The sequence below is a fragment of the Kitasatospora sp. UYEF31 genome, from assembly GCF_057291755.1.
Genome location: NZ_JBXAWK010000010.1, coordinates 24,551 through 48,810 on the forward strand (window position 1 = coordinate 24,551; position 24,260 = coordinate 48,810).

Annotated in this window: 22 protein-coding genes and 1 pseudogene; 14 read left to right on the forward strand and 9 right to left on the reverse strand. The window is 69.0% G+C overall.

All coding sequences use genetic code 11. From position 1 onward, the window contains the following. Positions 1-115 precede the first annotated feature (115 nt). Positions 116-439: a hypothetical protein gene (locus tag AC0Z36_RS07240; protein ID WP_485461876.1), complete on the reverse strand. Its 324-nt coding sequence runs from the start codon at positions 437-439 to the stop codon at positions 116-118. A gap of 217 nt (positions 440-656) precedes the next feature. Here AC0Z36_RS07240 and AC0Z36_RS07245 point away from each other — a divergent pair, with 217 nt between their 5' ends. After that, positions 657-884 carry a hypothetical protein gene (locus tag AC0Z36_RS07245; protein ID WP_485461877.1) on the forward strand — a complete coding sequence of 76 codons (228 nt, stop codon included), beginning with the start codon at positions 657-659 and terminating at the stop codon, positions 882-884. 60 nt (positions 885-944) lie between these two features. Beyond that, a complete protein-coding gene (locus tag AC0Z36_RS07250; RefSeq protein WP_485461878.1) occupies positions 945-1,142 on the forward strand; it encodes a hypothetical protein in 198 nt (65 codons plus the stop codon). A gap of 81 nt (positions 1,143-1,223) precedes the next feature. On the opposite strand, the gene AC0Z36_RS07255 is transcribed toward AC0Z36_RS07250, so the two are convergent. Both AC0Z36_RS07255 and AC0Z36_RS07260 read right to left on the reverse strand, forming a co-directional pair. Further along, positions 1,224-2,306, reverse strand: coding sequence for a hypothetical protein (locus tag AC0Z36_RS07255; protein WP_485461879.1), 1,083 nt, complete (start codon positions 2,304-2,306; stop codon positions 1,224-1,226). After that, positions 2,228-2,683 carry an NUDIX domain-containing protein gene (locus AC0Z36_RS07260; protein WP_485461880.1) on the reverse strand — a complete coding sequence of 152 codons (456 nt, stop codon included), beginning with the start codon at positions 2,681-2,683 and terminating at the stop codon, positions 2,228-2,230. Before AC0Z36_RS07260 ends, AC0Z36_RS07255 begins: the two co-directional genes overlap by 79 nt. 220 nt (positions 2,684-2,903) lie before the next feature. Here AC0Z36_RS07260 and AC0Z36_RS07265 point away from each other — a divergent pair, with 220 nt between their 5' ends. The 6 genes from AC0Z36_RS07265 (at position 2,904) to AC0Z36_RS07290 (ending at position 7,470) form a co-directional block, all read left to right on the forward strand. Continuing rightward, positions 2,904-3,659, forward strand: a complete 756-nt coding sequence (locus AC0Z36_RS07265) for a GntR family transcriptional regulator (RefSeq protein ID WP_485461881.1) — start codon at positions 2,904-2,906, stop codon at positions 3,657-3,659. Positions 3,660-3,902: 243 nt separating this feature from the next. Next, entirely contained in the window at positions 3,903-4,337 is a 435-nt protein-coding gene (locus AC0Z36_RS07270) for a hypothetical protein (protein ID WP_485461882.1), read from the forward strand. An 88-nt stretch (positions 4,338-4,425) separates the two neighbouring features. After that, complete coding sequence (gene tnpC / locus AC0Z36_RS07275; RefSeq protein WP_485461883.1) at positions 4,426-5,934, forward strand: IS66 family transposase; 1,509 nt, start codon at positions 4,426-4,428, stop codon at positions 5,932-5,934. A gap of 47 nt (positions 5,935-5,981) precedes the next feature. After that, positions 5,982-6,383, forward strand: coding sequence for an IS30 family transposase (locus AC0Z36_RS07280; protein WP_485461884.1), 402 nt, complete (start codon positions 5,982-5,984; stop codon positions 6,381-6,383). Positions 6,384-6,517: 134 nt separating this feature from the next. Beyond that, positions 6,518-6,976 (forward strand): hypothetical protein, encoded by a 459-nt coding sequence (locus tag AC0Z36_RS07285; protein WP_485461885.1) that lies wholly within the window; start codon positions 6,518-6,520, stop codon positions 6,974-6,976. Further along, positions 6,949-7,470 carry a transposase gene (locus tag AC0Z36_RS07290; RefSeq protein WP_485461886.1) on the forward strand — a complete coding sequence of 174 codons (522 nt, stop codon included), beginning with the start codon at positions 6,949-6,951 and terminating at the stop codon, positions 7,468-7,470. Before AC0Z36_RS07285 ends, AC0Z36_RS07290 begins: the two co-directional genes overlap by 28 nt. 234 nt (positions 7,471-7,704) lie before the next feature. Here AC0Z36_RS07290 and AC0Z36_RS07295 read toward each other — a convergent pair whose 3' ends face one another. Together AC0Z36_RS07295 and AC0Z36_RS07300 are read right to left on the reverse strand one after the other, a co-directional pair. After that, complete coding sequence (locus tag AC0Z36_RS07295; RefSeq protein WP_485461887.1) at positions 7,705-8,661, reverse strand: alpha/beta hydrolase; 957 nt, start codon at positions 8,659-8,661, stop codon at positions 7,705-7,707. Between the two features lie 314 nt (positions 8,662-8,975). After that, on the reverse strand, positions 8,976-9,671 hold the full coding sequence (locus tag AC0Z36_RS07300) for a hypothetical protein (protein WP_485461888.1): 696 nt from the start codon (positions 9,669-9,671) through the stop codon (positions 8,976-8,978). A gap of 259 nt (positions 9,672-9,930) precedes the next feature. Between AC0Z36_RS07300 and AC0Z36_RS07305 the strand changes: the two genes are divergently transcribed. The 4 genes from AC0Z36_RS07305 to AC0Z36_RS07320 are packed head-to-tail and all read left to right on the forward strand — an operon-like array spanning position 9,931 to position 18,752. Next, the gene (locus AC0Z36_RS07305; protein WP_485461889.1) at positions 9,931-10,623 is read left to right on the forward strand and encodes a hypothetical protein; all 693 of its coding nucleotides are present in this window, start codon (positions 9,931-9,933) and stop codon (positions 10,621-10,623) included. Between the two features lie 58 nt (positions 10,624-10,681). Continuing rightward, the gene (locus tag AC0Z36_RS07310; protein WP_485461890.1) at positions 10,682-12,754 is read left to right on the forward strand and encodes a flotillin family protein; all 2,073 of its coding nucleotides are present in this window, start codon (positions 10,682-10,684) and stop codon (positions 12,752-12,754) included. A 45-nt stretch (positions 12,755-12,799) separates the two neighbouring features. Next, entirely contained in the window at positions 12,800-17,641 is a 4,842-nt protein-coding gene (locus AC0Z36_RS07315; protein WP_485461891.1) for a DNA repair ATPase, read from the forward strand. 46 nt (positions 17,642-17,687) lie between these two features. Beyond that, the gene (locus AC0Z36_RS07320; protein ID WP_485461892.1) at positions 17,688-18,752 is read left to right on the forward strand and encodes an extracellular catalytic domain type 1 short-chain-length polyhydroxyalkanoate depolymerase; all 1,065 of its coding nucleotides are present in this window, start codon (positions 17,688-17,690) and stop codon (positions 18,750-18,752) included. On the opposite strand, the gene AC0Z36_RS07325 is transcribed toward AC0Z36_RS07320, so the two are convergent. Continuing rightward, positions 18,699-19,928, reverse strand: a complete 1,230-nt coding sequence (locus AC0Z36_RS07325) for an acyltransferase family protein (RefSeq protein WP_485461893.1) — start codon at positions 19,926-19,928, stop codon at positions 18,699-18,701. The two genes, AC0Z36_RS07320 and AC0Z36_RS07325, sit on opposite strands and share 54 nt — an antisense overlap. A gap of 266 nt (positions 19,929-20,194) precedes the next feature. On the opposite strand from AC0Z36_RS07325, the gene AC0Z36_RS07330 reads away from it, so the two are divergent. Then, positions 20,195-20,971: a response regulator transcription factor gene (locus AC0Z36_RS07330; RefSeq protein WP_485461894.1), complete on the forward strand. Its 777-nt coding sequence runs from the start codon at positions 20,195-20,197 to the stop codon at positions 20,969-20,971. After that, positions 20,971-22,380 (forward strand): sensor histidine kinase, encoded by a 1,410-nt coding sequence (locus AC0Z36_RS07335; protein ID WP_485461895.1) that lies wholly within the window; start codon positions 20,971-20,973, stop codon positions 22,378-22,380. Before AC0Z36_RS07330 ends, AC0Z36_RS07335 begins: the two co-directional genes overlap by 1 nt. A 130-nt stretch (positions 22,381-22,510) precedes the next feature. Here AC0Z36_RS07335 and AC0Z36_RS07340 read toward each other — a convergent pair whose 3' ends face one another. The 3 genes and pseudogenes from AC0Z36_RS07340 to AC0Z36_RS07350 form a co-directional block, all read right to left on the reverse strand. Then, the gene (locus tag AC0Z36_RS07340) at positions 22,511-22,687 is read right to left on the reverse strand and encodes a hypothetical protein (RefSeq protein ID WP_485461896.1); all 177 of its coding nucleotides are present in this window, start codon (positions 22,685-22,687) and stop codon (positions 22,511-22,513) included. A 345-nt stretch (positions 22,688-23,032) separates the two neighbouring features. Further along, positions 23,033-23,389: pseudogene (locus AC0Z36_RS07345) on the reverse strand (type II toxin-antitoxin system VapC family toxin); the annotation flags it as partial. A 254-nt stretch (positions 23,390-23,643) separates the two neighbouring features. Then, positions 23,644-24,231, reverse strand: a complete 588-nt coding sequence (locus tag AC0Z36_RS07350) for a TetR/AcrR family transcriptional regulator (RefSeq protein ID WP_485461897.1) — start codon at positions 24,229-24,231, stop codon at positions 23,644-23,646. Between the last annotated feature and the right edge of the window lie 29 nt (positions 24,232-24,260).

Genomic DNA, 24,260 nt, shown 5'->3' on the forward strand with positions numbered 1-24,260 from the left:
GTACTTGATGAGTTGCGTGTGGCTGGGCAAAAAACTGATCACCAAGAACTGCCCGCAGTGCGGGCATCTGCTGTCGAACCACCAGCGGCGTGCGGACGGTTCGTTCCGGGATTGATCAGACGGTGAGGGCGATCAGTTTCAGCTCGGCGGTGTCGACGTCGATCAGGAGCTGGTCGCCGTAGTCGCCGTTGATCTCGGTGGGTGCGGCGATGTAGGGGTTGCTGCGCAGCCGGGCGCGGTCGCGGGTTGCTCGCTCGCCGGCGGCCAGATCTGTAGTGCGGAAGATCTTCCGGTTGTCCGGGAACGGGTACCGGCCGACCGGCTCGATCTTCTGGCGCTGTACCCAAGTCCGGACGGCGACTTCGGTGACTCCTACCCGCTCGGCGAAGTCGCGGATGGTCGTGTAGTCGGTGGGATCGAAGTCGTCTACAGACACCACGGCGATCTCCTTGGGGGCATGGGAAAAGCCCCGCACCATTGCTGGTCGCGGGGCTTCTCGGAGGTCTGCGGGCGCACTACGCCTAAGAGGATGTTGCACCCCGGGCGATCATTGCGCGAGGCACTACACGGATCAGGCGCTCAGGGGTTCTCGTTCGGCGGCATGATCCTGATTGATGGTTAGCGGACATGGCCACCCGCTGTGGCATCCTGTCCGCATGACCAGCGCACACGACCCGGCGGCCCGACTCCGCATAGCCGCCGCCAAAAGAGCCGAGACGCAAGGCGCGCTTGAGGTCGCCCGGTGTGAACTCGTCGAAGCGGTAGTGGACGCCCTGAGGACCGGGATGCGGGTGCGGGACGTCGTGACGATCTCCGGCTACACCCGGGAGCACATCCGCCGGATAGCCCGTGAGCACGGCATCCCATCTGCCCGGGATGCCTGAATCGGACACGGACGCACTCAGAGTGCGTGACCGCCGCCGGTGGGGTGTCCTGTCGACTCCATGGATGATCACCCACTGGCCGCGTTGGTCGACCGCCTCACCGACGCTACGGGCCTGCCCCAGGACCAGGCACTGGCCCTCCTGCGGGAGACGTGGGACGCGGGCGTCGCCGAGGGGGAGCGCCGGGGGCTGGCGGATGTGGCCGCAGCCCAGCGTGAGGCGGCCGACCTGCGGCGGGAACTGGAAGGCCCGTCTTAGCCGGCGGCGGACACAGGACCGCCCCCGGCCTCGGGTGGGGTTCCAAGGCCAGGGGCGGCGTCTACGGGGATTGCCTCAGGCTCACGCGGCCAATCGCAGGTCCGGTCCGAAGTACTTCGCGGACATGAACACGGCGTTGAACGTGCCGGGTCCGTGACGCTGGTCGAGCCAGTCAGACAGCCTGCCCGTGTCGCCGGAGATCACAGCCATGAGGACCGTCGTGTGCAGGTCCTCGGCCTCAGCCCCGCCGAAGTCGTCCAGGAACACGGCGTACCGGACGTTCACGCCCGCCTGGTACCTCCCCAGGGAGGTGAGGTACGCGGCGGCCTCCGGCGGCGCGAGCGCCGCGGCACCGGTCAGCGTTTCGGCGTCCTGGGCGTCGAGTTGCCCGGTGGCGTCCCGGAAGGCGAACCGGTCGACGCCTGCGGTGTACGCGATGCTGTGCAGGCGCGCGACCCGCCGGGTCAGGGAACGCGCCTGCCGGTCGCACGCGCCTTCCATGACCACGCCCAGGTTGCGGGTGCCGGCCGTTCCGGGCAGGTCGGGGGACGAGTAGCTGCGCCCGGTGTGGTGGCGGTAGTTGATGCCGTACCGGGTCCGCACGACCTTGCCGTCCCGCAGCTGGTAGCTGCGGTACGAGCCGTAGTGCAGGCAGTCGTGGGCGTAGGAGCGCAGTAGGTCCAGTACGGCCAGGCCGGGGACCGGGGGAAGGGCGGTGCCCAGGTCTCCGTAGCGGGTGATGAGGGCGCGCATCTGGAGGTGCCGGTATCCCTGACCGGGGTGGTGGAAGCCGCCGAAGGCCCCGGGCCTGACGGACCGTACGCCGACGAGCACGCGGTCCACAGGCAGCAGCCCGGTCAGGCCCAGGGCGGCGTAGCAGGGCCGCAGGAGGTCCAGCCCGTCAAAGAACGGTCCGGTGTCGACCGCGCTGTCCCGCCACCGGCGGAGGGCTTCGGGCAGGGGCAGGAAGGTGTGGTCGGGGTGCTGCTGGGTGAGGGTGTCGGCGGTGCGCAGACCCGACAGGATGTCCGCGAGCTGGTCGGCGTCACGGGTTCCGGCGCAGTGCTCGTTGGGGGCGAGCGGTGTCAGGCGGGGGCCTCGCCGTGGATCAGGAGCCGGTGCGACTCCTGGAGTCCGTCGGGGAGGGAGTCCGGGGAGAACCATGCTGCCTCCAAGATCTCGAATGCGTCCGTGGTGATGTCGCCGCCGATGAGTTCGGCCTCGTACGCCACCTCGACGCGCAGCTTGTAGCCGCTCTTGATGTGCACCGGCCTGCCCACCCGTACGTCCAGCCCGGTCTCTTCGCGCACTTCGCGGACGATCGTGGCCTCGAACGTCTCCTTGGCGTTGGCGTACCCGGTCGCCAGGCCCCACTGGCGGCCCTCGGGCCACAGGCGGTGCTTGAGCAGCAGGACCCGGCCGTCCCGGTCGCGGACGACGCCCGTGACCCCGACCATGAATTTCGCGTGCCAGATCCACAGGGCCCGCCACTGCATCGGGCCTCGGATGGTGCGCCAGAGCCAAAGGACGATCCGCTGCATCGGGTGCCTGCTTTCCGGGAGTTGATGATCCGTGGGCCAGGTGGATCACACTGACGCGTGCTGCGTAACCGTCCACATGCGGACCGTGGGACTGTACGCTCAATGTGACCTAGGCCACTAGCCACCGCCAACAGTGCATGTGGACTAGTCCACATGCCACTGTTCGGTGTCGGCGCCACGCCGCAGCGCGGCCCGGCGCACCACCTGAAGGAGGGTCAGAATGTCTCCCCGGATCGAACGCTCCCTGCCGCCCTACATGCAGGTACTCAACGAGCTGCGCACCCAGATCGTCACTGGCCAGTTGGCGGAGGGCGCCACCGTCCCGTCCGAACGCCAGCTCGCCGAGCGGTGGAACATCTCCCGGGCCACCGCCGCGAAAGTCCTCAACGAACTGCGCCACGAGAACCTGGTGACCCCCAGGCAGGGCGCCGGAACCGTCGTCACCGCCCGCGCCACCCTGCACCACTCACCGTCCGACCGCTTCCAGACCGCGGCGACCACCGGGCGCATCTACCCACCCGGCCAGTACGCCAAGATCCTGTCCGCCGGTCTCCACCCCGCCCCGGCGCACGTCGCCACCGCCCTCGGCGTCGAGGAAGGCGCGGAGGTGATCCGCCGCCAGCGTGTGACCTACGACCAGGACAACGCCCCGGTCTCGGCCTCCACCTCGTGGTTCGCGGCCGAACTCGCCGACCGCGTCCCCCGGCTGCTCCAGCCCGAGAGGGTGACCGGCGGCACGCCCAAGGCCGTCGAAGAAGACGCCGGCCTGTCCTGGCAGGACGGCCAGGACCTCGTCGGCGCGCGCATCGCCACCGACGAGGAAGCGGACCTGCTCGGCATCACCGAGCGCCCGGCCGCGCTGCTCGTCGGCTACAACTCACTGTTCGACGGCGAGGGGACGGTCATCGAGTACGGGGAGTACATCACCCACGGGCACCGGCTGACCGCCTACACCTACGAGCGGCCCCTGATCTGAGCGGACCCTGATCTGAGCCGGCTACGCCTTCCGCACCCTCTGTGCGGACTCCCGGCACCGACTGCCGGCACCGACTTCCGCACCGACCCCGTTGCCCGGCGGTTGTCCGGTGGTTAGTGCCCGGTTAGGACGCTTGGGCAAGGTCATCCAGGAGCGGCCGGACCGGCCGCCCCGCTGCACCGAGGGGTGTCGGGGGAGCCCGGTCCGTCAGTGGCCGCGGGTGCAGCGGCGAGGAGGCGTTTCGTGAGTTACGCCGTTGTGGGGCTTGTACTGATCGGCGTCGTCTGTGCACTGAACCTGGTGCTCCTCCTGGTCGTCCTGCGCCGCTGGCGTGAGCTGGAGAGGTCCGGCGGCGGCAGCGGTGACGGTCATCAGCACGGATCCGGCGGGGGACAGCTGTCCGGCGGCATCCGGTCCGGAGACCGGATCCCGCGCTTCTCCGCCACGGCGGTGGACGGCGCCAAGGTGACCGAGCGCGATCTGCTCGGCCGGGAGGTCATGACCGGGTTCTTCTCCCTCACCTGCAAGGCCTGCGTCGAAGCCGTCCCGCACTTCGCCGGGCACGCCGAACGCGTCCGGGAGGGCGGCGGCACCTCGCTGGCGATCGTCCACGGGCTGGACGCGGCCGGGAGCGATCTGGCCGAACTGCTCGTCCTCGCGGCCGACATCGTGATGTAGACATTCAGCGGGTAATCGGAGCGTGACGCAGGACGCGTCTCCATGACGGTGCGTGAGGTCCTGTTCTGGCGTGTGGTTGGATCGTCGTGTGCCGGATCTGGAGTCGTTGTCGCGTGCTGAGCTGATCGAGCTCGCGCGGCGTCAGGATTCCCAGATCACGACGATGGCCGGGCAACTCACCGTACTGATGGAGAAGTTCGAGCAGCAGGGCGGCGAGCTGGAAAAACTGCGGCACCTGGTATCCCGCAACAGCTCGAACTCCTCGATGCCACCTTCCGGTGACGGAGGCCCGGGGCGTACACCACCACGCGAGGAACGTCGCGCGAAGCCGTCCAGACGGGCCAAGGGCAAACAACCCGGAGCGCCGGGCACCGCACTGCGGTGGCGCCAGACCGACGAACTCGACGAACACCTCGACCGGTTCCCACAAGGCCTCTGCCCGTGCGGGGAAGACCTGTCCCAGGCCACAGACCTGGGAATCGTCGACCGCTACCAGCGGCATGAGATCCCCCAGGTCACCGTCAGCGTGGTCCAGTTCGACCAGCACGCCGTCGCCTGCGGTTGCGGGCTGACGCACACCGCTCCGCGCCCCGGGGGTGCCGGGGCCGGGCGTGTGGAATACGGGCCGAACCGTCGCGCCTACGCCGTCTACCTGCTGGTCGTCCACTTCATCCCGGTGCACCGGGTCGCTGAGATCCTCGCCTCGATGACCGGCGCGAAACCCTCGCCGGGTTTCGTGCACTCACTGATCCGGCGGGCCGCCGAAGCCCTGCGGGCCTGCGACTTCGCGATCCGCACCCTGATCACCCTGGCCTTCGTGGTGTGCGCGGACGAGACGCCGCTCAAAACCGGACCGGCCACCCCGGCGGCCGGGAGGAAGGAAGCCAAGGGGTACCTCCATGTGGCCTGCACCGACCTTTATACGCACTTCCTGCTCAGCGACCGTTCAATGGTCACCTTCCGGCGGACCGTGCTGCGGGACCTGGAGCCCGGGGCGGTGGTCGTCCACGACCGGTACCACTGCTACGACAGCACCCAACTGGGCGCTCTGAACCATCAGTTGTGCCTGTCGCACGTCCTTCGGGACGTGGCGTCGGCCGTCGAACTCCACCCCGACGAGGCATGGCCGACCCAGTTCGCCGGCGAACTGCGCGGGCTGGTCCACGCGGCCAACCGGGCCCGGGCCCGTGGGGAGGAATCCCTGCCCGACCGGGTCACCGGGCCGGCCTTGGAGGGGCTGCGGTCCGCCGTGGCCATCGGCCTGGGCCGCACCACCGGACCTGACGTCCGGCCCGGCGCCCGTAAGGTCCGGCTGCTGTTTGAAGCCTTCCGTGAGCGGGAAGCCGACTTCCTGCGCTTCACCACCGACCTGCGGATCCCGCCGACTTCCAACCAGGCCGAACGTGACCTGCGCCCGTCGAAGATCCAGGAGAAGATCTCCGGACGTCTGACCGACAGCACCCGAACCGGCGAGCGCTACCTCATCCGCGGCGTGCTCTCCACCGCGGTCAAGCACATGGTCAACCCGTTGACCGTACTGCGCGGCGCGTTCACCGGCGGAACCTGGCTCCCACCCGCGGCCGTCGCCCCCACCTGAGCACCACCCCACCCAGCCGCTGACCGCCGGTCACCGGCCGTCACCCCATGCCCGGAACCGTCACACGACGTGAACCAGGTGAATGTTTACCCACCGACGTCTGCGACGCACTCATCGAATCGGTCCGCGACGTACCCAGGCAGATGCCCACCAGTCCGACCTGGGACCAGGGCAGTGAAATGGCCCAGCATCAACGCCTGTCCCTGGCAACGGAGTCGGACGTGTACTTCGCCCACCCGCACTCCCCGTGGGAACGCGGGACCAACGCGAACACGAACCGGCTGTCGCGCGAGTACTTCCCCAAGGGCACCGACATCACCGCCCACGAGCCCTACCCGCGGGCCGTCGCCGAGGAACTCAACACCCGGCCCCACCGTATCCTCGACCACCAGACACCCGCCGAGGTATTCGCCGAGCTGCTGGCCGCCTCAATTGCTTCGACCAGTTGAGATCAAGCCTCATGAATTCACGAGGCGGGCAGATGCTGGTGACGGAGTGTGAGATCAGCAAGGAAGGGTGCCCCGACCTGCAATGATTCGGCTTGTCTAGAACTGAATCGTGCAGGGAAGGAGGCACCCTTCCGGTGCCGAAGCTTACCCAGTGGTCGGATGGTCTGTCGCTGTCGGCGGATGGACGCAAGCTCGTGGGCAAAGCGGGCGTCGTGCCGGTACGTCGCCTGGCGGACAAGGTCGGACTGACGGACGCGTTGTCGAGGGCGTTGGTCCGGCGCGACTTCCACCCGGTCCATGACCGGGGTGAGGTGCTGGTGTCGGCGGCGTGCTCGGTGCTGCTGGGCTCACGCTCGATCGCGGGGATCGACGTCATGCGTCAGGCCGCACTGGTGCTGGGGCATCCGGCCTCGGCCTCCACCCTGTATCGCACCTTGGACGGTATCGGCCCCGTCCAACCGGGGAAGATCGCCTCGGCGCGGGCGAAAGTCCGCTCCCACGTGCACACCCTGCTGGATCTGCGGCCCTGGACGCGAAACGCCGGCCCCGCCAGGACGCCGCACTGGTGGAGACCACCGACCTGCTGGACCTGACCGGCTGGCCGGGCGGGCTGCGGCTCATCGTGCGCCGTGAGCCCGTTCATCCCACGTACGCCCGTGACGTGAAGCCGTACGAGATCGCCACCGGGTTCCGCTACCAGGTCATCGCGACCAACACCCCCGGCCGGCAACTGCAACGGCTTGACGCCCGCCATCGCGTCCACGCCCACGTCGAGTCGGGCAGTCGACGGTCAAAAGCCCTCACCCTGACCCGGCTGCCGTCCAAGAAGTGCGCCCTCAACCAGGCCTGGTGTGCCCTGCTCGCCCTGACCATGGACTTGCTGTCCTGGCTCCAGCTCCTGGCCCTGGAGGGTGGCAAGCTCGCCCGGGCCGAACCCGCCACCATGCGCACCGAACTGTTCGACGTCCCCGCCAAACTCGCCGACCACGCCCGCGGCCGGGAACTGAAGCTTGATCCCGCCTGGCCCGCCAGCCATCGGGCCGTCGCCGCGTGGGACCGGATCCAGGCGTTGCCCGGCATCGGCTGACCTTCGGCCCGGCATCCGCACGATCTGAAAAGGAGAAGCCCAGCAGCACCCTCGGCCTGTGGAAACCGACGACCGCCCGTGGCGACACACAGGCCGGTCAGCGTCGACACTTGGAGGACAAACCGGAATCAACCGCCAACCCCGGCCGACCACTTCAGGGTGGCGCGCGCACGTGAATGATCGAGGCCAGGTACAGCATTCCGAGCATGGCCGACGCGGCGGAACCGCAGGAAATCAGTGCTGCGCGATCAGGAATTCCACGATGGCCGCCCGGTATTCCCGTGCCTCCGGCAGCAGTGCGGTGAAGAGCCCCGCGCCGTGGATGAACCCGTCCCACCGGCGGATCTCCACCGGCACCCCGGCTTCCCGCAGACGCTCCCCGTACGCCTCGCCCTCATCGCGCAGCACGTCGAACTCACACGTCATCACCAGCGCCGGCGGCAGGTTCGACACATCGGACGCGTGCAGCGGCGACGCCGATCCGTCGGTCGCCTGCGCCGGGTCGGCGAGGTAGAACCCGACGCCGGTCAGCATCGCGTCCTCGGTCAGCAGGTAGCCGGTGGCGTTCTCCCTCACCGACGGCTGGGACAGCGTCAGGTCCGTCGACGGGATCTCCAGGACCTGCGCCACCGGCATCGGCAGCCGCCGGTCGCGGATCGCGACGGTCGCCGCCGCCGCGAGGTTGCCGCCCGCGCTCGCCCCGCCAATCGTGATCTTGTCCGGGTTGACCTTCAGCAGGATCGAACGCTCCTGGAACCAGACCCAGGCCGCGATGCAGTCCTCCAGCGGCACCGGGTGCTTGACCTCGGGAGCGAGCCGGTAGTCCACCGAGACCACAACGCTGCCGGACAGCTTCGCGAGGTTGGCGCACACCGCGTCGAAGTGGTCGAGCGTGCCGAGCCAGAACGCCCCGCCGTGCAGGTAGAGATGGCCCGGCCGGCCGCCGCGCGGGGCGTCCCCGGCAGGGGTGTAGGACCGCACCGTGATCCGGGAGTTCTCCGCGTCGAAGAGCTTCACCGTGTGGTCACGTATGGAGACGTCCTGTGGTGCGGGTTCACCGAAGGCCACGACCGTTTGCTGCAGCCGGGTGTTGGACAACTCCCGCCGTTCCGCCACGGACAGGTCCGTCGGCAGCGGGGGGTTCGCGTTGGCGACGTCGAGGATCTTCTGGATCTCAGGCAGGACGGGCATGGGTGGATCCCCCGTACGTGTGTGCGTAGGGCAGGTGTGCGTGCGGTGGAGCCAGCCGAATGCTGACGGTCCGTCATGCTGAGGTACGGAACGGCGGCCTAGCGCACATGAGTACCAGGATCGGGCCACGAAATCGACAGTGGTCGCGTGTCGGGTGGCCCCCGGAAGCGGTTGTGATCCAGTGACGGATGATCGCGGGCAGCACGGTCATCCGTCACTGGATCATGACGCCGGTGCCCTGAGCCGAGAAGCGCCCCAGCCCGGCAGCGCTCTGTTCATCCGTGCGGCGGACTTTCCCAACCGGAGGGCCACAGTCAGTGCTTGATCCGCGCTTCCCAGACGGTGAGTTTTCCGTTGGCCAGCCCGTACGACCCTGCCGAGTTGTCGGTGCTGGTCACTTCGAAGAGCCCCAGCCGCCCGGCTTCGTTCGCGATGCAGACCCGGTCGCCGGACGCGACGATGACTTGCTTCTGCGCCTGGGTGACCAGGAGCTCCTGGCAGTTGGCTGCCGTTGCCTCGGTGGCTGCGGGCAATTGGGCCGTCCGGCCCTGGATTGCCACGGTCTCGCTCCCCTCCCGTCCTACCCTGGGCCGTGCGTAGTTCGTCGTCTGGCGCGGGGGTGTCTGCTCCATGTCCACGCCTTCGAAGCCCAGAACGAACTTCCCCGTCCAGCGGACCGCGTTGGGGTCGGCCGGCGCGACCGGCGGCGCGGAGGTTTTTGCGCCCGGATCGCCCGGCCCGGCCGCGCCGGACGAACCGGCGGAAGCAGCCGGTGCGGCGGGCTTGTCCGCCGGGGACTGAGCGGCTGTCTTGGCCGCGTTGGAAGATGACGGCTTGTCACCGTCCGACGAGAAGCCGCCGGTAGCGGCCATGACCCCGACGATGGTGGACACCACTGCGGCGATCGCGCCGACGACCGCCGCGCCGGTGTTCCAGTCCCGCCGGGGTGGCGGAGGCTGGTGTGACGGCTGCGGCGGGTACCAGGAAGCACCGCTCGGCGGCTGTGTCATGACGGTCTCTCCAGAAGTGTCGACACGGTGGGACACGAGAACTCTAGTTGGGCGCGCAAACAACCCACACACGAACCAATATGAACAATTCTGTTGATCATGGCCCGTTCCTTTTCTTTTCTTGGGTGAGAACGGAGGGATATACCTCTCCGTCAGACGAGTGAAGTCTGTAAGGTGACCACCGGTGCGCCGGGAAGCCTGGTCGGCTCGCGACAAGAATGTCGCGGTCTGCAGTTCCGGCTGTGAGGACGCACCCCAAGTGAGCGGTTTCCTGGGCACAGCTCTCGGGTTCCCCACCGCGCTGTTCAGCTTCGCGCTTGTTGTGGTCGTCGGCTACTGGCTCGTTGTGCTGCTGACCGGCTTCGGCCACCACGCACTCGACGGGCACGGCCATGTCGGCCACGTCGGTCCCGGCCATGGAGCACCAGGCCACGGCGGAACAGGTCTCGGAGCACCAGGCCACGCACAGCCGGGCGACGAGAGCCACCACACCCTCAGCACCCTCGGCCTCGGCGGAATCCCGGTCACCGTGACCCTCTCCCTGCTGATCGCCTTCGCCTGGTTCCTGTCCCTCGTCGGGGCGGTCCTGACCGGTGGCCCCCTCGCCGGAACCGGTGTGCTGGTAGCCGCCGTTCCCGGTGCGTGGCTGGCCACCCGACTGCTCGTCAGTCCACTGCGGCGGATGTTCCCGACCGCGGTCGAACCCTCCCGTACCCACTTCGTCGGTCTGACCTGCGTCATCCGCACCGGACGCGTCAGCCGGGACTTCGGCCAGGCTGAAGTCCGGTCACCCGACGGCTCGTCGGCGGTGGTCCAGGTGCGCTCCGACGAGGCCGGTCTGCGGGCCGGCTCGACCGCGCTCATCTTCGACCACGACATCGAGACCGGGACGTTCCAGGTGATGCCGTTCGACGGCGTGCCGGAGAACGGACCGCCCGGCACCGGCCGCTGAACTCCCCGGCGGCCACAAAAAGACACCCCCACGACCACCTGCGGAAGGTGACTGCTCAATGGACACTGTCACAACCGGGATCGGCGTACTCGTCGCCGTTGTCCTGTTGATCCTCATAGCCGTGCTCTTGATGGTCAGCCGCCTGTTCAAAAAGGTCGACCAGGGTTACGCGCTGATCATTTCCAAAGTGAACACGGTGGACGTCACCTTCACCGGCGGCATGGTGTTGCCGGTGCTGCACGCCTCCGAAATGATGGACATCTCCGTCAAGACCATCGAAATCCGCCGGACCGGGCGTGAAGGCCTCATCTGCCGGGACAACATCCGGGCCGACGTCCACATCGCCTTCTTCGTACGGGTGAACAAGACCGTCGAGGACGTCATCAAGGTGGCGCAGGCGATCGGCACCGACCGGGCGAGCCACCAGGAGACCCTGCAGAGGCTGTTCGCGGCGAAGTTCTCCGAGGCGCTGAAGACCGTCGGCAAGCGGATGGACTTCGTGGACCTCTACACCCAGCGTGAGGAGTTCCGCGACCACATCATCCAGGTCATCGGCACGGACCTGAACGGCTACCACCTCGAAGACGCGGCGATCGACTTCCTCGAGCAGACGCCGATGTCCGAGCTCGACGGCCAGAACATCCTCGACGCCCAGGGCATCCGGAAGATCACCGAGCTGACCGCGATCGAGCACGTCCGCACCAACGAGTTCCAGAACACCGAGCGCAAGGAGATCACCCGGCAGAACGTCGACGCGCGGGAGGCCATCTTGGAGATGGAGCGTCGGCAGGCCGACGCCGAGAACAAGCAGCGGCGCGAGATCGAGACGGTCAAGGCCAGGGAGGACGCCGAGATCGGCCGCGTCCAGGCCGAGGAGCGGTTGACCGCGCAGACCGCGTACATCAGGACCGACGAGCTGCTCGGCATCCAACTGGCCAACCAGGCACGGGAGATCGCCGTCGCGGACAAGAACCGCGAGCGGGTCATCGCGGTGGAGAACGAGCGCATCGAGAAGGACCGGATGCTCGAAGTCATCATCCGGGAACGGGAGACGCAGCTCGCCACCATCTCCAAGGACAAGGAACTCGAAGCCGAGCGGCGGGACATCGCCGAGGTGATCCGCGAGCGCATCGCCGTGGAGAAGACGGTGGCCGAGCAGGAGGAGGCCATCAAGCGGGTGCGGGTGGTCGAGGAGGCCGAGCGCAACCGCGCGGCGATCGTCATCGCCGCCGAAGCCGCGGCGCAGGAGCAACTGGTCAAGGGAATCAAGGCGGCCGAAGCGGCGGAGACCGCGTCGAAGTTCAAGGCCCGCGAGCAGTTGGTGCTCGCCGAAGCGCGGCAGCAGGCCGCTGAGCTGGACGCGCGGGCGTCCATCCGTACGGCTGAGGCGATGCAGGCCGAGGCCGCCGCCGCTGGACTCGCCGAGGTCCAGGTGCGCGAGCGGAACGCCGAGGCCATCGAGAAGGTCGGTCTCGCCGAGGCGGTCGTGGCCCGGGAGCAGGGCCGCGCACAGGCCGAAGCCGCGCAGAAGGTCGGGCTGGCTGAGGCAGCGGTGCAGCGCGAGAAGGCACTGTCCGAAGCCCTCGGCATCAAAGAGAAGCTGAAGGGCGAGGCCGAGGGCCTGACAGACAAGGCCGCCGCGATGGCCGCGCTCGACGACGCGTCGCGCGGACACGAGGAGTACCGGCTGCGGCTGAAGGCCGAGACGGACGTCCGCCTCGCCGGCATCGAGATGCAGCGGCAGGTCGCCGAAGCGCAGGCCACCGTCCTGGCCACCGGCCTGGAGACCGCCGACATCAGCATCGTCGGCGGCGACACGGTCTTCTTCGACCGGCTGGTGGGGGCGATGTCCTGGGGCAAGGCCGTGGACGGTTTCGTGGGACAGTCGAAAACCGTGCAGCAGTTGGGCTCGGGATGGCTCAATGAATCCGGGGGCTTCGCCGGCGATCTGACAAAGCTGCTCGGGGCGGTCGGAGCCGAGGATGTGAAAAACCTGACAGTTTCCGCGCTGCTGCTGAAACTCATCAAGGCTGGCGGCCCGCAGAGCGGTCAGTTCAGCGAACTGTTGGATGCAGCACAGCGGATCGGCGTGGCGGATACACCGGTTTCGGCGCTCAACGGGTCACGCTGAAAACGGGGCGAAAAAGCTCAGCATGAATTTCGGAAAGGGACACCAGTGACCGACCTAGACGCCGGTACGTACGAGATCCTCCAGCGGCGGCTCGCCGCACAGGCTGACGCGCTGGCCACGCGGGCCGGGGAGCTCAACTCACGCCGTCTCGGTGTCTTCGGCGGCGCGGAGCTCCGCCTCGTGGGCACGGCGCGGATCCGTACAGCGGAAAGCTGCGTGCCACGCGGCATCGCGGCCCTGGGCGACCACGTGCTCTTCGGCTACAACAACGCCTCCCGGCAGACCGCCGTGGGCGACGTCTTCGCCGTCCAGCGGTTCACCGGCGGAGCCTTCGAACCCGCGTCGGTCGCCGGGCTGCTCGACGACCCGCAGTTCCTCAAGGACTTCGAGGAGCTCTACCGCTACTACCGCCAGGCGCGGCTGCTCCAGCTGCGGGTCCTGGACGGGCGGCTGCTCGCGGTCTTCCAGACGGGGCCCAACACCGAGGACATCCGGGTCCTGCGGTGGTCCGTCACCGACGCGGGGGAGGTCTCGTACGAGGACAGTCGCGGTGAGCGTGACCACGTCTTCCCGGCCCCGTACGACTTCACCTGGACCGCGACCACCCGGGCCGACCATGTCCAGGGGCGGCATCCGCACATATCCGTCGGCGGTGAGGTGTTCGTCTCAACGGTCGGCGGGACGCTCGCGGTCAAGGTCGTCAACGACACAGCCACGGGGGAGGGGGTTTACGCGGAGCCGGTGGACGAGACCCTGCAGTCCCTCGCCGACGCCGATGTGTTCCACGCCCGCGTCGGGCCGCTGGTCCTGCTGCGGATCCGGCCGTACAACGAAACCGCCTGGCGCTACCTGGTCTTCAACACCCTGACCAAGGAGGTCGTCCGGCTCGACGCCATCGGGCAGGCGTGCCGCACGCTCCCCGAAGGCCAGGGGATCATCTTCCCGGGCGGCTACCACCTCATCACAGGCGTGGTGAAGACCTTCGACACGAACACCGGGGACCTGCTCCTGGAACGGGTCGTACGGTCGGCCAACGGCGAGGACGTCCTCTACGTCTTCCACGCGCGGGCGGACGGGCGCACGCTGCTCCTCCCGTACAACGTCATCCGCAAGGAAGTCGCGAACGCGCTCAACTGCAATGCCTATTCGCTGTTCGAGGACGGCACTCTGGCAGCCAGTAGCGGGCACAGCAAGGCCGACGAGGCCACCCGGGTGCACCCGCTCCAGCTCTGGAAGACGCCCTACGTCTCCGACGGCTACGCCGCCGGACAGCCCGTCGGGACCGGTCCCCTGGAACGCGTCGGCAACGCCGACCTCGTACGCGGCGTCGCCGACTGCCTGTCGATCGTCCGGCTCGTCGAGGCGATGACCGGGTCGGACCTGACCGTGCACGACAAGCAGAGCGAAGCGCTCATCTCAGCCAGCAAGGCGGCGGCCGACCACTACCACTGGCTGAACGACGAGGAACTCGGCGGCCTGGGGCGGCTGGTGGCCGATCTGCGGGCCACGGCCGAGCAGGTCCTCGCCGAATTCGAGGCCGTGCGGTCGCTCACCGCGCAGGCGGGCGAGGCGTTCGCCCGCGCGGAGCGCGACACGGTGAATCTCGTACGGAAGTCCCGCGGTGAGGTGTCGCGGTCGGCCGGCGACTGGATCCGGCACCTTGCGGAACTCCGCCGTCTGCAAGGCCGCCTGACGACGCTCCGGGACCTTCGGTACGTCACCGCGGCCGGTCTGGACGGGCTCGACACGGAAGTCGCGGACGAACTGGAGTCCGCGGCCCAGCGCGCGGTGGAGTTCCTGGCCACGCCGGATGCCTTCGGCGAATACCGCGACGCGGTCGACCTGCTGGCCGAGGAGGCGTCCAACGTCCCCACGGTGGCCCGGGCGGTCGAGGTCGGGGAGCGCCTGACCGGGCAGGCGGCGGCGCTTGAGGTCGTCACCGATGTCGTCGGCGGTCTCGACGTCGCCGACGCGACGGTGCGTACGGGGATCCTGGAGCACATCGGCGAGGTCCTCGGCGGGATCAACCGGGCACGGGCCCGGCTCACCGCGCGGCGGCGGGAGCTCCTCGACCGGGAGGGCCGGGCGTCGTTCGCCGCCGAGTTCACCCTGTTCGGGCAGGCTGTCACCGGCGCGCTCGCGGTGGCCGACGACGCGGACAAGTGCGACGAACACCTGGGCAGCCTGCTCCTCCGACTTGAGGCACTGGAGACCCGCTACGCCGAATTCGACGACTTCCTGGGGGAGTTGGCGGCCAAACGGGAGGATGTCTACGAGGCGTTCTCCGCCCGCAAGCAGGCCCTGCTCGACCAGCGGGCCCGGCGCGCGGACCGGCTCGCCGGGTCCGCGACCCGCATCCTCGCCGGAGTCGCCCGACGGGTGGCCGCGCTCGGGTCGCAGGACGAGGTCAACACCTACTTCGCCTCCGACCCGATGCTGGTCAAACTCCGGGCCGTCGCCACCGAACTGCGCGGACTCGGCGAGCAGGTCAAGGCCGAGGAACTGGAGGGCCGGATCAAGGCCGCCCGCCAGGAGGCCGCCCGCGCGCTGCGGGACCGGCAGGACCTCTTCGACGGGGACACCCTCAGGCTCGGCAGCCACCGGATCGCCGTCAACAGCCGCCCGATCGACCTCACCCTCGTGCCGCACGAGGGCGGGATGGCCTTTGCCGTCACGGGCACCGACTACCGGTCGCCCGTACGTGACCCGGACTTCCTGGCGACCCGGCCGTTCTGGGACCAGTTGCTCGTCTCCGAGACGGCCGAGGTCTACCGTGGCGAGCACCTGGCCGCGTCGGTTCTGGCCGCTCCGCAGGAGCTGCGGGGGGCCGATCTGCCCGGCGTCGTCCGGAAGGCCGCCGAAAGCAGGTACGACGAAGGCTACGAGCGCGGTGTGCACGACCACGACGCCGCGCTGATCCTGGAATCCGTCCTGCGGCTGTACGACGGCGCGGGTCTGCTGCGGTTCACCCCCGAAGTCCGTTCCGCCGCACAGCTTTTCTGGCGGTTCGGCACGAACGGGCGGGAACGGTCGGCCTGGACGGTACGGGCGGCTTCGCTCGGGCGTGCCCGTACGGTATTCGGCCCGTCGGCTGCTACGGACCTCCTGTGCCTCGAACTGGACTCTGCTGTCTGTGAGTTCAATGGAGCGACCGGCGTCGGCGCTTATCTCTTCGAGGAACTGGCGAGCAGTCAGAGCGGATTTGTCACCAGCGCTTCGGCCGTTCGGCTGGGCGAGCAGTTCCGCCGGAAGCTCGGCGACGCGGTCCACGCCTACGAGGACGACCTCGCAGCCCTGGACGGCGACCTGGCGGCGCGGAAGCAACTGGTCGAAGGCTGGCTCGGCGCCTACGCCGGGGCCGCCGGGGCCGACCCGCGCGACCTGCCCGAAGCCGTCGCTGTGGAACTGTGCGGAACCGAACTCCCGCGCTACGGATCGACAGCGGAACTCACCGTCACCGTCGACGGCCTGCTCGGCACCCACCCGCGGATCACAGCCCGCGGCCTGGACCTGCGCCTGGACGAATTCCTCACCCGCACCGACGAGTTCCGGGACACCCGGGTCCCCGCGTACCGCGCGTACCAGCGAAGCCGCAACGAGCTCGTCGCCGCGGAGAAGCAACGGCTGCGGCTCACCGAATTCCAGCCGCAGGTGATGAGCGCGTTCGTCCGCAACAAGCTGCTCGACGATGTCTACCTGCCGCTGATCGGCGGCAACCTCGCCAAGCAGCTCGGCGCGGCCGGGGACGCCAAGCGCACCGACCAGATGGGCCTGCTGCTGCTCATCTCCCCGCCGGGCTACGGCAAGACGACGTTGATGGAGTACGTCGCCAGCCGCCTCGGCATGATGCTCGTCAAGATCGACGGGCCGGCCCTCGGACACGGCGTCACCTCCCTCGACCCGGCCGAAGCGCCCAACGCCACCGCCAGGCAGGAGGTGGAGAAGATCTCCTTCGCCCTGGAGACCGGCAGCAACGTGCTGCTCTACCTGGACGACATCCAGCACACGAGCCCCGAGCTGCTCCAGAAGTTCATCCCCCTGTGCGACGCCCAGCGCCGGATGGAAGGCGTGTGGCAGGGCCGGGCCCGGACCTACGACCTGCGCGGCAAGCGCTTCGCGGTCTGCATGTCCGGCAACCCGTACACCGGCACCGGCGAGCGCTTCCGCATCCCCGACATGCTGGCCAACCGAGCCGACGTGTGGAACCTCGGCGACGTCCTGTCCGGGCGGGACGACGTCTTCGCGCTCAGCTACCTGGAGAACGCGCTCACCTCCAACCCGGTCCTGGCCCCGCTCGCGGCCCGGGAGCGCGGTGACATCGAACTCCTGGTGCGCCTGGCGAACGGGGACCTCTCCGTCCGGCCGGACCAGCTGGCCCATCCGTACGGGACGGTGGAACTGGACCGCCTGCTCGCGGTCCTGCGCAAGCTGATCTCCGTACAGGAACTGGTCCTGACCGTGAACCGGGCCTACATCGCCTCCGCCGCGCAGTCGGACACGTCACGGACCGAACCCCCCTTCCAGCTCCAGGGCTCCTACCGGAACATGAACAAGCTCGCCGAACGCATCGTGCCGGCGATGAACGACGCCGAACTCGACGCCCTCATCGACGACCACTACGTCGGCGAGGCACAGACGCTGACCGTGGGCGCGGAAGGCAACCTGCTGCGACTCGCCGAACTGCGCGACCGGCTCTCTGACAAGCAGGCGGCGCGGTGGGCCGAGGTGAAGAGCCTGTACCTCCGGGCCCAGGCGCTCGGCGGCAGCGCGGACGACCCGGTCGGGCGCGCGGTGGGCGCCGTCGGCCTGCTCGCCGACCGGATCGGCGCGGTGGAGGCGGCCATCACCCGCTCAGCGGCATCCAGAACTGAACTCTATGATCGGTGAGGCGGCCGGTCGGTGTTCACCGGGCCAGGGCTGGTGAGGAGAAAACATGGTGCGTGCGCTCCTGCGCCGCGGTGCCGGTGCCGGCGCCGTTCCGGCGCTGGCCGCCGCAGCTGTTGTCGGTCTGCTGCTCCTCACGTCGCTGACCACGAGTGGCGCGGACTCCCTGGAATCCGGCGGCAGCGCCGCCAGTGACAGCGCCCCGGCCTGCGACGGGACCGCCGCCCCCGGCCCGGCCAGCATCGACGTGGCCTCGCAGGGCGAGGTCTACCCCGTGACCGTCTACCTCCCACAGGCTTACGACGGCCGCACTCCGCTGCCGCTGGTGCTCAACTTTCACGGGAGCAACAGCAACCCCGCCGACCAACTGGGCCTGAGCGACTTCCCCAAGGCCGCCGACCGGCACGGCTTTGTGGTCGCGGCCCCGGCCGGCGGCATCGGGTACCCGGGCTCGAAGACCGGCCGCGCCTGGAACATCCCCGGCGTCCCGCTGTTCGGCAACCGCCCGACACCCGCCGGGGCCCGCGACGAGGTGCAGTTCACCGAGGACCTGCTCGACACCCTCGACGCGCGTCTGTGCCTCGACGACCGGCGGGTGTACGCCACCGGCTTCTCCGGCGGGGCCCGGATGACCTCGATGCTCGGCTGCCGGCTCGCCGACCGGATAGCCGCGATAGCCCCCGTCGCCGGACTGCGCGCGGGCAGCCCCGACCCCTGGCGGAAGGACGGACACCCCCGCGCCGACGCGTGCGTGCCGGGCCGCCCCGTGCCGGTGCTTACCTTCCACGGCACCGCCGACCGGGCCAACCCGTACGCCGGGGACGACTCCCTGCGGTGGCGCTACCCCCTGACGACCGCGCTCCAGCGCTGGGCCGAGCTCGACGGCTGCCTGACCAGACCGACGTACACCGCCGTCTCCCGCAAAGTGCGGCGCGTAACTTACAACGGCTGCGGCGGCGGGGCCGAAGTAGTCGCGTACATCGCCACCGGCGCGGGGCACACGTGGCCGGGCATGCCCGGCGGCGACGACTCACCGCTGGGCGTGGTGAACCGCGACATTTCAGCCAACGAGCTGATGTGGGATTTCTTCACGCACCACGTCCGCACCACGTGACCGGGCCCGCGTACGGTCGAACGCGCCCATGAGCGCACGGTGCGCGGGCCGTTCGACCAGCACGGTCAGCAGCCAGCCGAGGAGGACCGCCGTGGCGAAGAACGCGATCTCCTGCGGCACCGGGCCCAGTCCCCAGTGGCCCAGCCACCACATGATCCGGTAGCCGAGCTGCTGGTGGATGAGATAGACCCCGTAGCTGATCGAGGCCAGCCAGGTGATCACTCCGGCCGCGGGGGCGGGCACGAACCGGCCCCAGTCCGGGCCCCGGGCAGTCAGGCACACCAGGACCATGCCGATACCGACGCCCCACGTCCAGGAGTCCACCTGGACTTCGAACTGGTGGGCGTAGAGACACAGGGCCATGAGCGGGACGAACGCGGCCGTCGGCATCCGCCGCGAACCCCAGCGGTGCGCGGCGACACCGGCCACGAACAGATGCACCCGGGGGAAACCGAGGCCGTCGTGCAACATCGCGAACACGGGTGAATCCGTGTTCATGCGTACGGGCCACAACAGGGACTGCGCGGCGACGACGGCGTAGAGAGTCACAGTCGCCGGGCGTCCGCGCAGCCGGTACCACCGCCACAGGACGAACACGGCGGAGAACCACAGGAGCTGGAGCGGCAGCGTCCAGTACGCGGGCTCCACGGACGGGACCGACCGCGGAGTCCAGTTCCACAGCATCGCGAAGTTCTCGAAGACCACCCGCAGACTCGGTTGCCACCACCCGGGCGGCGCCAGATAGCGCAGACCGGCGGATGTCACCAGGACCGCGACGAAATACGTCGGCAGCAACCGGGCCAGACGGCCCACCCACCAGCGCAGCACATCGCCCTTACGCAGGGACAACGACGTGAAGTACCCGGAGATCAGCAGCAGCATGCTCGCGCCGACCTGCCACGGGAAGGTGACAGGACGTGCCCCCAGCTCCGGGGCCAGCTGGACACCGACGTACGTACTGTGGAACAGCAGGACGGCGAGGAGCGCGGCGACGCGCACGATGTCCCAGCTGGTCCGGTGCGACGGGGGCGGCCCGGGTCTGCCGTTTCCGGATTCGGAGCTGACCGGTTCGGAGCTGACCGGTTCGGAGCTGACCGGTTCGGGTCTGACACGTTCAGGTCTGACGGCAGGGGCGTTCGCGGGGCCGACGCGGACCAGGACAGTGTGCGATGCCATCAGCTCTCCGAAGGACAGTGGAGATCGATCGTCGGCCAGCCTTTCGCGGCCGTCTGAGAATGGCCTTAACGGCGCCCCGGAGGCCCGATGACCGGAGCGACCACCGGCTGCCGCACTGCCTCCCGTACAACGACGAACGTTCGACGACGGCACGGGATGAAAGCGGTATACCTGACGTAATCGCCCACGTCCGTGCCGTGCTGCGCCGTGCGGCGGCGGTGTGCGACGGTATTGGCCTCCAGCCGCAGCAAGGAGTGCAACCGATCATGACCCCCGCAGAACCCGGGCTGAACGCCGAGCCGGGCCGCGACTCAGGACCGCCCGTCCGCGTCCTTGTCGTCGACGACGAGCCCGCCGTACGCGACGCCCTGGAATCCAGCCTGCGCTTCGAGGGCTACACCGTGACCGTGGCCGAGGACGGCGTCGCAGCCCTCGCGGCCGTCGAGCACGAGCGGCCCGACCTCGTCGTGCTCGACGTACTCATGCCGCGCATGGACGGCCTCACCACCTGCCGTCGGCTGCGCGCCCGCGGCGACAACGTGCCGGTCCTGATGCTCACCGCCCGCGACAGCGTCGGCGACCGGGTCACCGGCCTGGACGCCGGAGCCGACGACTACCTCGTCAAGCCCTTCGACCTCGACGAACTCTTCGCGCGAGTAAGGGCGTTGCTCCGCCGCAGCGGCATCAACGGGAACGGCAAGGGCAACGGAAACGGGGACAACGGTCACCCGGGCGACGGCGTTCTGGAGTTCGAGGACCTGCGGATGGACACCCGCTCCCGCGAGGTGCGCCGCGCCGGACACCTGATCGAACTGACCCGCACCGAGTACACCCTGCTCGAACTCCTCCTCGCGCACCGGCGCCAAGTCCTGACCCGTGATCAGATCCTCGACAACGTCTGGGGGTTCGACGTCGAACCCTCCTCAAATTCGCTGGACGTGTACGTCATGTACCTGCGCCGCAAGACCGAGGCGGGCGGGCTGCGCCGTCTCGTCCACACAGTGCGCGGCGTCGGCTACGTCCTGCGCGGCACGGACCACTGATGGGCCGCCGACTCAGTCTGCGGATCCGGCCGGCCCTGCGGACCCGCCTCGCCCTGCTCACCGCTCTCGCCGTGGCGCTCGCGGTGGCCGGCGCCGCCACCGCCTGCTGGTTCCTGACCAGCAGGCAACTGCACGACCAGCTCGACCGGACGCTCATCGTCGCGATCAGCGCGATCCCCCGGTCCGACCTGAAGCACCCCCGCGACGTGTCCGACCTGTGCCGCCGCCCGGTCCAGGCGTCCTTCGCCCGCAACCTGCTCACCTTCCAGGCCGTCTACTCCAACGGAACTTCCTGCACCCAGCCCGGTTCCACCGCCTTCAAGGTCACCAGAGCGGACATCCTGGTCGCCTCCGGAGGTGCCAAGCGGTCGCTGCACAACGCGACGACCGACGACGGCACCCGGGTTCGGGTGCTCACCATGGCCAACGGCTCCGGCACGGCGATCTCCGTCTCCCGGCCGCTGAACGAGGTCACGGACTCCCTCCACAAGCTGGCCCTGCGGCTCCTCATCACCGCCGCGGTCGGGGTGCTGGGCGCGGCCACCGCCGGACTGCTCGTCGCCCGCGCCGGGCTGCGCCCCGTGTACCGGCTGACGGACGCCGCCGAATACATCGCCCGTACGGAAGACCTGGACACGGTGATCCCCGCCGAGGGGGAGGACGAAATCGCCCGCCTCGGAAGGGCGTTCAATGCGATGACCGGCTCACTGCGGGCCTCCCGGGTCCGCCAGCGGCAGCTGATCGTCGACGCGGGACACGAACTGCGGACGCCGCTGACCAGCCTGCGGGCCAACATCGACCTGCTCCTGCGCAGCCACAACCAGGGCCGCCCGCTGCCTGAGGCGGACAAGGCGCGCCTCCTGTGCAACCTCAAAGCGCAGTCCCTGGAACTGTCCGAGCTGGTCGGCGACCTGCTCGAACTCGCGCAGGACCGGCCCGCCCCGTCCCGTGAGGTCATCGCGTTCCACCGGGTGGTCGAACAGGCGGTCGCGCGCGCCCAGCTCCGCGCGGAGGCCGACGTGGTCGTCGACGCCGACATCCGGCCCTGGTTCGTCCGCGGTGACGCCGCCGCGCTGGAACGCGCGGTGGTCAACCTGCTCGACAATGCGCTGAAGTTCTCCCCGGGCGGCGTGTGCGTCGAAGTCCTGCTGGCGGACGGCGAGTTGACGGTCCGTGACCACGGTTCCGGGATTGCCGCCGAGGACCTGCCGCACGTCTTCGAACGCTTCTGGCGGGCCCCGGCGGCCCGCGGCCTGGCCGGCTCGGGCCTGGGTCTGGCCATCGTCGCCCGCGCGGTCGCTGACAGCGACGGCAGCGTCGTACTGGAGTCGGCACCCGGCGGCGGCACGCTGGCCCGGGTGCGCATCAGGGGCGCGCGTGAGGCGTGGGTGCTGAGGGTCCGGACCTGAGGCACGCGCGGCCGGTCGGTGCTGGTGCGTACTCGACCGGCTCGGAGCGATGATCTCTGCCGGGTGACCGCACGATGGGCAGGGAACCCCGTGGGGATGCCCTGCCCACCGTACGGCTGTTGAGCCGGGACTACATGATGCAGGGATTGCCTTCGCTGCAGAACATCGGCTGGATCGTGTGGTGACCCGCGGTCTGCGCCGAGCCGGACGCGGACGCCGGGGCGGCCGACGCCACCGTGGGGGAGACGGCGAACAGCGCGACTGCCACTACGGCGGCACCGATGAACTTCTGCGTGCGGGTCTTCATGATTTTCCCTTTTCCCATGGTGAGTTGCACTGGTGGCGGGCGGTCTGACGGAGCGTCGTGCTGGGCTCCGCGACCGCCCTGACAGTGATGTGACCACGCCGGGCGGTTGGTGCTCCAGGGGGCTTGACGGCATCGATACGGGGCCGGGGAATTCCCATGCGGCTGCACCGCGACGCCCTGCCGCGGCACGCCGTTCTCGGGGCCCAAGCAGTCACGATCACTGCAAGAGGTGACGTGCGTTAGCTCAAAAGGCCAGGTGGTACTGGGTAGATCCAATCTACGTAGATTGGATCTACCTCAAAATCAGGTGCTGGAATCTTCCGCTGGAGGACTCCGAAAGCAGCGTCAGACCGCCGCGCCGATCGCCGTAACCCCCGGCAGGTCATCGAACTTCGCCGCGACATCGAGGCTCACTACAGTGCGCCCGGTCGCCATCGCGGTCGCGGCGACCATCAGGTCATGCGAACCGCGGGCTGTTCCGTTTCTCCGTGTGTGGGCGAACAGTTCGGCATGCTCCTCAGCCACTGTCGCGGTGTAGTCCTCCACGGGAAAGAACCCGAGTGTGCGTTTGACCGCAGCTTCACGCTTCGCTTGACGCGCGGCGTCGGACAGTCTCGCTCCCAGGCGGAGCTCCGCAACTGTGACGGCAGAAATGACGATGTCGTCATCCGGTCGGATCGCATCATCGTCGCCACGTGCTCGCCGCCGCGCATGATCTCGATGGTCGCGCCGCGTCGGGCGGCATCGAGGACGGAGGAGAAGTTTCGTCCGGCTTCGGTCGCAGTGAACGTCTTCAAGGAGTCATGGTATTTGATACTCAGATACTCAGATAGTGGCCGGATTGCTGCTTGCCGTTCAGTTGGGGCGAGCGGAGGTGGCCGGTACTCCCGGCCTGCTGAAATGGCTGTGCCAAGCGGCGCGCCGGCCTGGCTGTGCATCCCCGGGCCGGTCCGCAGTCACCTCCGCGCACCAACCCCGGATGCGATCGTCCTTAGTGCCAGAGCCAGTTCGCGCCCCGACGGCGCCCCCGCCGGGTTGATCATGAGCAGCGCCATGATCCCCGCGAGGAGTGACTGGTAGAAGACCACGACCGCGATCCTGGAGTCCTCGTCGGTGGCCGGGTTGACGCTCGCGAAGAGCTCCGCGATGCCCTCGCGGGCGTCCTTCTGGATGTCGGCGAGGGCCTTGGCCAGCTCCGGGTAGTGGTCCAGCTGGGCGATCACCTCGAACTGCGCCATCCACATTCTCCGGTGCTTGGCGTACAGCCCGATGATGGTGTCCCAGAGCGTCTCGAAGCGCTTCAGCAGGTCGGCTTCCGGGGCCGGGGGCCGGCTCTCGATGACTGTCTGGAGTTCGTCGCCCCACTCCTCGATGGCCGCCATGAACGCCAGGTTCATCAGGGCGTCCTTGGAGCCGTAGTGGTAACCGATCGAGGCCAGGTTCGCGCCTGAGGCCGCGACGATGTCGCGTGCCGTGGTGCGCGTGTAGCCCTTTTCGAGCAGGCAGTGCTTGGCGCCGGTGAGCAGATCCTCGCGATGTCCCATGGGGTCCAGTGTAACCACGGATCCATACA